We start from the raw sequence: 10,546 nt of genomic DNA, 5'->3' as shown, positions 1-10,546 counted from the left end.
CTGTATCTAAATAGTTTCGAGTGTTTTAATCCGCTCTGACATCTGCTCGGCTTTGTCCGCTAATATTTGTAGATCTTTATAATCGTTTTCCGATAGACCCTTATTAATTTGACGTTTACCGCGATAATGTAACACCAGCCATGTTGGGGCGACAAACAACATGAATAAGATCATGGGTACGCCCACTGCTACGATAAAAAATTCTTCCATTATATTGTCCTCTTTTCGTGTTTACGCGTTGTTGCTACTAAAAGTGTGGATAAACTTAAGCGCTATTGAACACTATTCTTTTGTGCCATTTTTGTTTTTAATGCCGCTAATTCATCTTCTACTTTGTCATTCGCTTCTAACTCGGCAAATTCATCATTTAATGACTTCTGACCTAAATCATAAGCTTCAACCTGGGCTTCGATATCATTAATTTTGCGCTCGTATTGTTCAAATCGTCCCATCGCATCTTCGACTTTTGAACTATCTAAGGTCTTTTTAACATCCAAACGAGACGTCGCTGTAGCTTGACGTAATAGAATCGTTTTCTGACGCGCCTTTGCATCGGCTAATTTTTCTTGTAGTTGGCTGGTTTCAATCTGCAGCTTGGATAACTGAATGTCGATATTCTCTAATTCGTTACCTAACACGTCAGCACTATTGTTACATTTACTACGTTCTTGTAGTGCAGCTCGTGCGAGATCTTCACGCTCTTTACTAATAGCAAGTTCTGCTTTTGCAGACCAATCTTGAGCTTGATGTGTCAGTTTATCGATTTGCAATTGAATATCTTTTTTTGATGCAATTGTCTTAGCCGATGCAGAACGGACTTCAACTAGGGTATCTTCCATCTCTTGAATAATCAGGCGAACCATTTTTTGTGGATCTTCTGCCTTATCTAATATGGAATTGATATTTGAATTAATAATATCGGTAAAACGTGAAAATATGCTCATAAGTAACTCCTTAATTAATTACTCATAATATATCCAAGTAACGTGCCACTTTATAAAAAATGTAAATAATTGATTTTATTGGATTAATTTATTTTAAAAAAATTAGCCTTTTTATTGTTTAATGAATTACACTAAATATTAGTATATATGACCATTTTTGCTAGTTTGTTTTACTACACAGAGAAAAATTACTATGAGTCGCTTTCGTAAACAAGATAATTTAATCGGGCAAGCTAATGTGTTTTTAGAAGTGCTTGAACAGATTTCCCAAATAGCGCCGCTCAATAAACCGGTATTAGTCATTGGTGAGCGAGGAACAGGTAAAGAGCTTATCGCAGCGCGATTACATTATTTATCTACCCGCTGGGATCAGCATTATCAAAAGCTAAATTGCGCCGCATTAAATGAAAGTCTACTGGAAAGTGAATTATTTGGTTATGAAGCTGGCGCGTTTACAGGAGCAAGCAAACGGCGTGAAGGGCGCTTTGAAGTCGCTAATCACGGGACGCTGTTTTTAGATGAGTTAGCCAATACCTCAGCCACTATCCAAGAAAAGTTACTTCGGGTAGTCGAATATGGCGAATTTGAGCGCGTGGGTGGCTCAAAAACAGTGAAAGTTGATGTGCGCCTCATCGCTGCAACTAACGAAGATCTTCCCGCGCTAGCCGCCAATGGTGAATTTAGGGCAGATTTACTCGACCGGCTCGCCTTTGATGTGATTACCATTCCACCGTTACGTGAACGACCTGATGATATTATGATATTAGCCGAGCATTTTGCTATTAATATGGCACGCGAATTAGAGATGGAGCTGTTTAGTGGATTCACAAGCAAAGCGACTGATGTACTCATGCAATATGATTGGCCTGGTAATATTCGAGAACTTAAAAATGTCGTAGAACGGGCCGTATATCGTAATAATAATGCCCATGTACCAGTGCATAATATTGTGCTTGACCCCTTTGCTTCAGTGTATCGCCCTAAAACACGCATCAAAACACCACCGGCTAGTTACACACCTCCTTCTTCAAGTGTATCAACAGATCCCAGTCACGAACCTACGTATGACAAATCTGTGCCGGCAAATACTATTCAAGAACCGTTGACAAATAGCCCTAAAACACCCGACAATACTCCATCAATGACATTTCCATTGGACTTAAAAGCCCGCTCGCAGGCATTTGAAATTACCATGATAAAAGAAGCCTTAAAAGATAGTCAGTTTAATCAAAAGAAAACCGCTCAAAAACTATCTTTAACCTACCATCAACTGCGCGGTTACTTGAAAAAGTATAGCTTACTTGATGAAGGTCCTGACCTACAATGATACGCTTTCACAAGCTATTCACACCGGTTATATTCTTGCCTATCTTATGGTTAAGTGGCTGCGGTCCGTCCCATGATATCCAACAACAACATCTCTCTGATTCAATCGCGCCCGATGGCGTGATTTATTGCTCTGAAGGTAATCCTTCATATCTTAATCCACAATTAGATACATCATCGACGACATCAGATGTCAGCTCCCATCAAATATATAGCCGTTTACTTGATTTTGATGAGCAAACAGGTCGAATACAACCGGCTCTCGCCAGTAGCTGGTTAGTGTCTAGTGATGGATTAACCTATACTTTTCAGCTAAGACGGAATGTTGAGTTTCATCAAACCGAGTATTTTCAACCCACGCGATCGTTTAACGCCGATGATGTATTATTTAGTTTTGATCGCTGGATCAACCCTAGTCATCCCTATCATGAAGTAAATGGGGGCAGTTACCCCTATTTTGATAGTTTGAATTTGGCTGAGAAAATTCAATCCATTAAGCGTATCAATGGTTATCGCATAGAGATCAGTTTATTTGAACGAGATTCTTCTTTCTTAGCTAATCTTGCTACCGATTTTGCCGTTATTTTATCCGCTGAGTATGCCGATATGTTAGCTGTTGATAACCGTCAATCACAAATCGATTTTTATCCTATCGGCACTGGGCCATTTAAATTCGATGCTTACCAAAAAAATCAATTTATCCGCTTTTTACCACATCTGGGTTATTGGCGTGGTGTGCCACAATCTGCACAACTCATTTATGACATTACGCCTTCCAGTGCCATTCGCTTTGCCAAGTTAGTCACCGGTGAGTGCGATACTATTGCCTACCCCTCTCAAGCGGAGATTGATGTCATGCGTGCTACGCCAAACATTGTGGTAGAAGAAGAGCCTGGGTTAAATGTTGGCTTTTGGGCTTTTAACACAAGTAAACCGCCTTTTGATCAGCCTATAGTGCGTCGAGCTTTGGCGATGGCAATTGATAAAAATTCGATTTTAGATGCTATTTACTTCAATTCAGCCTCTCGAGCTCGTTCGCTGATCCCCCCTTCTTCTTGGGCCTATAACAGCAGTATTAAAGAAGTAAGTTACAACCCCATCAAAGCCAAAGAATTACTCAATCAAGCCAATATCCCTGCGGGCTTTAAAATGACACTTTGGGCAATGCCGGTTGTGCGCGCATATAACCCCAATGCCAAACGCATGGCACAGCTGATTAAAAATTACTTGGCTGCGGTCGATGTCGATGTCACTGTTGTAACCTATGATTGGCATGCATTTCGTGACAAACTTTCCCAAGGGGAACATGATAGTGTATTAATAGGCTGGTCGGCAGATAATGGTGATCCGGATAATTTTTATCGCCCCTTACTTAGTTGTGAAGCCATTCCTTCAGGTACTAACCGAGCGATGTGGTGTAATACGGAATTTAACGCATTAATTAATGCGGCAATCCGGATCCCTGATGTCGATTTAAGAGCATCTTTATATGCCAAAGCTAATAATATTATCGCCCATGATATACCTTTGGTCCCTATTGCACATGCTAATCGCTATCAAGTTAAAGCACACTCCATTAAGGGGTTATCAATAAACCCTTATGGTAGTATTCGGTTTGAAAATGTGGTGAAAGCACCCAAGGTACAACAAATAGATAACCAGGATGGGCGTCCATGATCAATACCTTGTTTCGTTTTTTAAACCTCACCTTTATCACATTATGTATCTTAGTGGTGTTGTCCTTTGCATTAGCTTACTTCTTTCCGGGAGATACTTGGTTAAATCTATTTGGTGCTGAGTTTATTCAAGACCAACCTACCCTAATGCTAGTCGCTGAACAAACCAATGTATTAATGGCATTTTGGTATTATATCCAAGCATTATTAGAAGGCGAATGGGGAGTCAGTTTCGCCACAGGTAATGCGCTTTATCCAGAAATTATGCGCTTGTTACCTGCTACGTTAGAATTAAGTCTCTATGCTATCACCATCGCTTTAGTACTTGGGATCCCATTAGGTTTTATTGCAGGTATGCAATACCACAAAAAAATCGACAATATCTTTATGTCATCAAGCATGGTGATGTATTCATTCCCGGTATTTTGGCTGGCGTTATTATTAATATTAATCGTCAGTTTACAAGCGCAATGGTTACCCATGTCAGGCCGTTTGAGTTTATTATTTGATATCCCTCATCGCACTGGATTTATCTTACTGGATATTTGGTTATCGGATGTCCCCTATAAACAAGCTGCTTTATATGATGCGCTGCAGCACCTTATCCTACCGACATTATCAGTGTCTTTTATCGCCTTTGCTGTTTTCCTGCGCACGACGCGCCGTTCTGTAGCTGACGTGTTGCAAACTGAATACATCAAATGTGCACAAACACGTGGACTGCCTTCCTCTACGATTTTCTTTAGACATGTATTGCGTAATGCCTTGTTACCAGTATTGCCTTTGTTAGCGTTGCAAATATCTACGTTAATGACAAATGTCATGATTGTTGAAACCATATTTTCATGGCCAGGGATTGGTGACTGGCTTATCCAAGCTATTTATGAACGAGATTTCCCCGCTATCCGCGCAGGTATGTTGTTAGTCGCAATGGTGGTCGTGGTGATGACATTAAGTCTTGAATGCTTGAGCCAGATGATTGATCCCACCCGAGATAGGTTTGCTTATGCCAGACACTAGTTTATACGAAGAAGAACACTATCCAACGCCGTTACAGGCGACCTGGAGTGAATTTCGACAACGTCATGTTGCAGTTGCCGGACTGGGGATATTAATTTTCTTTATTATTATGGCTATTTTAGGACCACTGCTGACTCCATTTGAGCCAACTACTCAGCATACCGATGCTGTGCTGCTCCCACCAGCATGGAATGATAATGGCAGTATATTACATATTTTAGGTACGGATGCATTAGGCCGTGATATGTTAACCCGCTTATTTTACGGTACTCAAATAACATTATTTTCTAGCATCATTACGGTCTTAGTGGCATTGTGTTTTGGTGTTATATTAGGTGTCATAGCAGGTATGTCAGCAGGTCTTCGTTCCAGTTTTATCAATCATATATTAGACATTTTGATGCTAACCCCCACTTTATTAATTGCCATTATCATTATGGCAATGCTAGGTACTGGGTTAACTAATGCAATGTTGGCGATTGGCTTGGCCTTAATACCACGATTTGTTCATGTCACACGTGATTTTGTTCGCCAAGAAATGAGTAAAGATTACATCCTAACCGCCAAACTTGATGGCGCAACATCTTCCGCTTTATTTATTTATAACATCTTGCCTAATATGGTAGAACGCTTAATTGTCCAAGGTACATTGGCTATTTCTATCGCGATACTAGATATTTCAGCCTTAGGATTTTTAAATTTAGGTGCTCAAACGTTAATGCCAGAACTCGGTGTGATGATTGCAGATGCGCTATCTACTGCTTATATTGCCCCTTGGAATATTTTACTGCCAGGCCTTGCTATATTTTTGATGGTGCTATCGGTGAATATTGTAGGTGATGGTTTACGTTCAGCGCACAGAAACAGGATGTCACATTAATGATTATTTTAGACATCAAAAATTTGACCTTAGAGATTGAAAGTAACGGTGTATTAATCAAGGCACTTGATAAAGTCAGCCTGACCGTTAAAGAAAATGAGATTAGAGCACTCGTAGGCGAAACTGGCTCTGGAAAAAGTTTGATTGTACGTGCGATATCAGGTGCACTTCCTCCTCAGTGGATTGTGACTGCAGACCGGTTGACATGGCGTGGTGAAAACTTATTAACCATGAAGCAAGCACAACGCCAGGCTATCATGCGTCGCGATATTGCTGTCATTTTTCAAGATCCAATGGCAGCATTAGATCCCTCATCTCGCCTTCAAGAACAACTGCTCGAAAGTGTACCCGAGGAGTTTGTTGAAGGACGTTATTGGTGGGAGCGAAACCGCTCAAAAATGAAGATTGCGAAACAAATCTTAGCGCGAGTCGGTATTGAGAACGTGGCTCAATGTATCAATAAATATCCCCATGAATTGTCATTAGATATTTGTCAAAAATTTATGATTGCCCTTGCATTAATCTCTCAGCCTACCTTGTTAATTGCTGATGATCCTACGCGTGGTATGGAAACAAATATAAAGAAACAGATTTTAGCCTTATTCACACATTTAAATAAAACCCGTGATTTAAGTATATTATTTGTAGGCCATGATTTATTGGCAATCTCTGCAATGGCGCATTCAATGACTGTGCTATATTGCGGGCAAACAGTAGAATCGGGAAAAATGAAAGCGTTACGTAAACGTCCACTGCATCCCTATACCAAAGCATTACTGGACAGCGCACCGAGTTTTAGCCCAGATTTACAACCTAAATCAAGGTTAGTGGCATTGGATGGAACCATCCCTACCCTACAACATTTGCCTATTGGTTGTCGCTTGGGGCCTCGCTGTCCGCGTGCGGCCAAAGAATGTGTGCAAGCGCCAACAGAGCGTTCGATTAACGAACATAAGTATCGTTGCCACTATCCACTTCACTTGCAGGTGGTTTAAATGCCTATTACTCCGTTACTCAAAATCAACCAATTGACCTATAATCCCCCTAAACGTTGGAATTTTTTCTCACCTAGACCCTCTTTTGTTTTAGGCCCAGTAGATTTACATGTACATGAAAGCGAAACTATCGCCATTATTGGTGGCAATGATTCTGGTAAATCACTATTAGCTAAACTTATTGGAGGAGCCGTAAAACCGACTTCAGGTGAGATACTATTAAATAATCAATTAATTAATACCCATCATTCAAAAGCCCGTGCGAATAATATTCGCATGGTTTTTCGCCATTCTGCAGAATCATTAAACCCGGGGATGTCGATTGGTAGTATGCTCGATGAACCACTGCGTTTAAACACCCAGCTTAGCGCTGCAATGCGCTTTGAGAAGGTCAATCACACCCTTTCATTGGTTGGCTTAATGCCGGAACATTACTATTACTATAAGCATAAGCTATCTGACGGACAGCAACAGCGTGTAGCGCTTGCACGTGCATTGATCCTGGATCCACAAGTGATTGTGGCAGATGAACCTTTTGCTGCGCTGGATCCATCAGTACGATCTCAAACCGTTAATTTATTGCTCAAATTACAAGCTGAACTTGGATTAGCTTTTATCTTTGTTTCCCATAATTTAGGGATAGTCAGACATATGGCGGATCGAACAATTGTGATGAGTGAGGGGCAGATAGTGGAGAGTAATTTAACTCAGACGCTATTTACTGCGCCTGAGCATCCTAGCGCACAGAAACTTATCCATGCGCACAATTCATTAGTGAGTTATTAACCCACTAGTGCGAGTAATATTCCCGCTGCAACAGCTGAACCAAGAACACCTGCTACATTAGGTCCCATTGCATGCATCAGCAAGAAATTATGAGGGTTCGCTTCTAATCCCACTTTATTCACTACCCGCGCCGCCATCGGCACTGCTGATACACCCGCAGCACCAATTAACGGGTTAATCGGCTCGTTACTGAACTTAGCTAAGATTTTCGCCATGATCACCCCTGCACCGGTACCAATCGAGAATGCGACCGCACCTAATGCTAAAATTCCTAACGTTTCGACCGTTAAGAAAGCGTCTGATGAAAGCTTTGAGCCCACTGCTAAACCTAAGAAGATGGTCACAATGTTAATCAATTCGTTTTGTGCCGTATTACTTAAGCGGTCAACCACACCCGATTCTTTCATCAAGTTACCTAAACAGAACATACCAACCAATGGAGATGCGCTAGGTAAGAATAAAATCGTTAAGAAAAGCACTGCCAGTGGGAAGATGATCTTTTCACGCTTAGTCACCACACGTAGTTGATTCATTTGGATCTTACGCTCTTCTGGCGTCGTTAATGCATTCATAATAGGCGGTTGAATAATCGGTACTAATGCCATATAAGAATAGGCGGCTACCGCAATTGCACCTAATAGCTCAGGCGCTAGCTTTGATGCTAAGAATATTGCCGTTGGACCATCTGCGCCACCAATGATTGCAATCGCTGCCGCATCTTGGAGGCTGAATTCAAATCCAGGTACTGCATTTAACGCAATCGCACCAAACAAAGTCGCAAAGATCCCAAACTGCGCAGCAGCTCCTAATAACAACGTTTTAGGATTGGCAATCAAAGCACCAAAATCGGTCATTGCCCCAACGCCCATAAAGATCAGCAATGGAAAGACGCCAGTATCAACACCAATATAATAAATATAATGCAGTAAACCACCGACTTCACTAAATCCCGCTAGCGGAATGTTAGTGAGCAAAGCACCAAAACCGATCGGGAGTAACAAAAGCGGTTCAAACTTTTTGACAATGGCTAAATATAATAAGCCAAAACCAACCAGCATCATGATAATTTGCCCCATTTCAAAATGAGGTATGGCAGTGGACTGCCACAAAATTTGCAGTTTTTCCATGAGCTTATCCTAAGGTAATGACGGCTTGACCGGCTTGCACTGCATCGCCTTCATTGACGTTGATAGTAGTCACGACACCTGTATGTAACGAACGTACTTCAGTTTCCATTTTCATGGCTTCCATGATCATCACCACATCACCTTCATTCACTTGGTCACCTTGGCGAACCAACATCTTAAAGATGTTACCCGCAAGTGGCGCATTAATACTTTCACCTGCACCGGTTGAAGTAGGTGCGGCTGCGGTATTACCACCGGCATCAATAGCGGTGACATTGACCGGTTGTGCATCGGTGATTTGACCGTCAGGCGCAACGGTAACAGCATACTCAGTACCGTTTACACGCACACTATAATGCTCTTCACCTGTGGCAGAGACTGAACTATTCGATTCAACTGGTGCGGTTGGAGCAGGCTCAAAGGCATCTGGGTTATTTCGGTTTTTGATAAACTTAAAGCCCACTTGTGGGAATAAGGCATAGGTCAGTACATCATCCACTTTGTCTGAGGCGAGTGTGGCACTTTCTGCCGCAACTAGCTCATCCAATTCCGCTTCTAATTTATTTAACTCAGGCTCAAGCACATCAGCAGGACGACAGGTAATCGCTTCGCTATCACCTAATACTTTTGCTTGTAGCTCAGCATTGACTGGCGCAGCAGTCGCCCCATATTCACCTTTTAAGACACCGGCAGTTTCTTTGGTAATGGACTTATAACGTTCGCCTGTGAGGACATTAATAACCGCTTGAGTACCCACGATTTGCGACGTTGGCGTGACTAATGGGATAAAGCCTAAATCTTCTCGCACGCGAGGGATTTCTTTCAGTACTTCATCCATTTTGTCGGTGGCATTTTGTTCACGTAACTGGTTTTCCATGTTCGTTAACATACCACCTGGCACTTGAGCAGTTAAGATACGTGCATCAACACCTTTGAGTGCTCCTTCAAATGACGCGTATTTTTTACGCACGTCTCTAAAGTATGAGGCAATACCCTCAAGGCCTTCTAAATTTATGCCAGTATCACGTTCTGTGCCTTCAACGATTGAAACCATCGTTTCAGTAGCCGTGTGACCATATGTCATACTCATACTCGATACAGCGGTATCGAGCATATCAATCCCTGCATCAACCGCCATTTGGTAAGTAGCCGTCGATAAACCGGTTGTAGCGTGGCATTGCATCGCAATCGGCACAGCAACCGTCTTTTTCAATTCAGTGATAAGTTCTTTACAATCATAAGGCTTGAGTAAACCCGCCATATCTTTAATACAAATAGAATGTACGCCCATATCTTCAAGACGTTTTGCCATATCTAGCCAAAGTGATAAATTGTGTACCGGCGATACTGTATAGGAAATCGTACCTTGTGCATGTGCACCCACTTCAATTGCAGTTTTGACGGCCGTTTCTAAATTACGTACATCATTCATCGCATCAAAGATACGGAACACGTCAACACCATTAGTATGCGCACGCTCAACGAATTTAGACACAACATCATCAGCGTAATGACGATAGCCTAATAGATTTTGACCACGTAATAACATTTGGTGTTTGGTATTTGGCATCGCCGCTTTTAATTGACGAATACGATCCCAAGGATCTTCCCCCAAATAACGGATACAGCTATCAAAAGTTGCCCCACCCCAAGATTCCACTGACCAATAACCGACTTTATCAAGTTCAGCAGCTATAGGTAACATGTCATCAATACGCATACGTGTCGCTAACAACGATTGATGGGCATCACGCAAGACTAGCTCAGTTAACGCTAATGGTTTAGTCATGAT

10 protein-coding genes are annotated in these 10,546 nt (G+C 41.7%); 6 read left to right on the top strand and 4 right to left on the bottom strand.

Annotation, left to right across the window (positions count from 1 at the left end; all coding sequences use genetic code 11):
• Positions 1–6: 6 nt before the first annotated feature.
• Both pspB and pspA read right to left on the bottom strand, forming a co-directional pair.
• Positions 7–210, bottom strand: a complete 204-nt coding sequence (gene pspB, locus G2999_RS11330) for an envelope stress response membrane protein PspB (protein ID WP_010181731.1) — start codon at positions 208–210, stop codon at positions 7–9.
• A gap of 62 nt (positions 211–272) precedes the next feature.
• A complete protein-coding gene (pspA, locus tag G2999_RS11325) occupies positions 273–944 on the bottom strand; it encodes a phage shock protein PspA (protein ID WP_010181729.1) in 672 nt (223 codons plus the stop codon).
• A gap of 193 nt (positions 945–1,137) precedes the next feature.
• Here pspA and pspF point away from each other — a divergent pair, with 193 nt between their 5' ends.
• Genes pspF through G2999_RS11295 form a run of 6 tightly spaced genes read left to right on the top strand, consistent with a single transcriptional unit; the run spans position 1,138 to position 7,627 of the window.
• On the top strand, positions 1,138–2,271 hold the full coding sequence (gene pspF, locus G2999_RS11320; RefSeq protein WP_010181726.1) for a phage shock protein operon transcriptional activator: 1,134 nt from the start codon (positions 1,138–1,140) through the stop codon (positions 2,269–2,271).
• On the top strand, positions 2,268–3,947 hold the full coding sequence (locus G2999_RS11315; protein WP_010181724.1) for an ABC transporter substrate-binding protein: 1,680 nt from the start codon (positions 2,268–2,270) through the stop codon (positions 3,945–3,947). The genes pspF and G2999_RS11315 overlap by 4 nt, the downstream gene beginning before the upstream one ends.
• On the top strand, positions 3,944–4,966 hold the full coding sequence (locus tag G2999_RS11310) for an ABC transporter permease subunit (protein ID WP_010181722.1): 1,023 nt from the start codon (positions 3,944–3,946) through the stop codon (positions 4,964–4,966). Before G2999_RS11315 ends, G2999_RS11310 begins: the two co-directional genes overlap by 4 nt.
• Positions 4,953–5,846 carry an ABC transporter permease subunit gene (locus tag G2999_RS11305; protein WP_010181720.1) on the top strand — a complete coding sequence of 298 codons (894 nt, stop codon included), beginning with the start codon at positions 4,953–4,955 and terminating at the stop codon, positions 5,844–5,846. Before G2999_RS11310 ends, G2999_RS11305 begins: the two co-directional genes overlap by 14 nt.
• Positions 5,846–6,841 (top strand): oligopeptide/dipeptide ABC transporter ATP-binding protein, encoded by a 996-nt coding sequence (locus G2999_RS11300; protein ID WP_010181718.1) that lies wholly within the window; start codon positions 5,846–5,848, stop codon positions 6,839–6,841. Before G2999_RS11305 ends, G2999_RS11300 begins: the two co-directional genes overlap by 1 nt.
• Positions 6,842–7,627, top strand: coding sequence for an ABC transporter ATP-binding protein (locus G2999_RS11295; RefSeq protein WP_010181716.1), 786 nt, complete (start codon positions 6,842–6,844; stop codon positions 7,625–7,627).
• Here G2999_RS11295 and G2999_RS11290 read toward each other — a convergent pair.
• Positions 7,624–8,754 (bottom strand): sodium ion-translocating decarboxylase subunit beta, encoded by a 1,131-nt coding sequence (locus tag G2999_RS11290; RefSeq protein WP_010181714.1) that lies wholly within the window; start codon positions 8,752–8,754, stop codon positions 7,624–7,626. The genes G2999_RS11295 and G2999_RS11290 overlap by 4 nt on opposite strands.
• A 4-nt stretch (positions 8,755–8,758) precedes the next feature.
• Positions 8,759–10,543 carry a sodium-extruding oxaloacetate decarboxylase subunit alpha gene (oadA, locus tag G2999_RS11285; RefSeq protein WP_010181712.1) on the bottom strand — a complete coding sequence of 595 codons (1,785 nt, stop codon included), beginning with the start codon at positions 10,541–10,543 and terminating at the stop codon, positions 8,759–8,761.
• Positions 10,544–10,546 lie beyond the last annotated feature (3 nt).

It is taken from the genome of Glaciecola sp. HTCC2999, assembly GCF_000155775.1.
Classification (GTDB): Bacteria; Pseudomonadota; Gammaproteobacteria; order Enterobacterales; family Alteromonadaceae; genus Opacimonas.
Note: the sequence above shows the minus strand (reverse complement) of the source record. Positions and strands in the feature narration are given on the sequence as shown.

What these genes read in the sequence shown, in the direction of transcription:
- G2999_RS11300 (WP_010181718.1), top strand. Translation starts at nt 5,846, where the DNA reads ATGATTATTTTAGACATCAAAAATTTGACCTTAGAGATTGAAAGTAAC.
- G2999_RS11305 (WP_010181720.1), top strand. Translation starts at nt 4,953, where the DNA reads ATGCCAGACACTAGTTTATACGAAGAAGAACACTATCCAACGCCGTTA.
- pspF (WP_010181726.1), top strand. Translation starts at nt 1,138, where the DNA reads ATGAGTCGCTTTCGTAAACAAGATAATTTAATCGGGCAAGCTAATGTG.
- G2999_RS11315 (WP_010181724.1), top strand. Translation starts at nt 2,268, where the DNA reads ATGATACGCTTTCACAAGCTATTCACACCGGTTATATTCTTGCCTATC.
- pspA (WP_010181729.1), bottom strand. Translation starts at nt 944, where the DNA reads ATGAGCATATTTTCACGTTTTACCGATATTATTAATTCAAATATCAAT.
- G2999_RS11310 (WP_010181722.1), top strand. Translation starts at nt 3,944, where the DNA reads ATGATCAATACCTTGTTTCGTTTTTTAAACCTCACCTTTATCACATTA.
- G2999_RS11295 (WP_010181716.1), top strand. Translation starts at nt 6,842, where the DNA reads ATGCCTATTACTCCGTTACTCAAAATCAACCAATTGACCTATAATCCC.
- oadA (WP_010181712.1), bottom strand. Translation starts at nt 10,543, where the DNA reads ATGACTAAACCATTAGCGTTAACTGAGCTAGTCTTGCGTGATGCCCAT.
- pspB (WP_010181731.1), bottom strand. Translation starts at nt 210, where the DNA reads ATGGAAGAATTTTTTATCGTAGCAGTGGGCGTACCCATGATCTTATTC.
- G2999_RS11290 (WP_010181714.1), bottom strand. Translation starts at nt 8,754, where the DNA reads ATGGAAAAACTGCAAATTTTGTGGCAGTCCACTGCCATACCTCATTTT.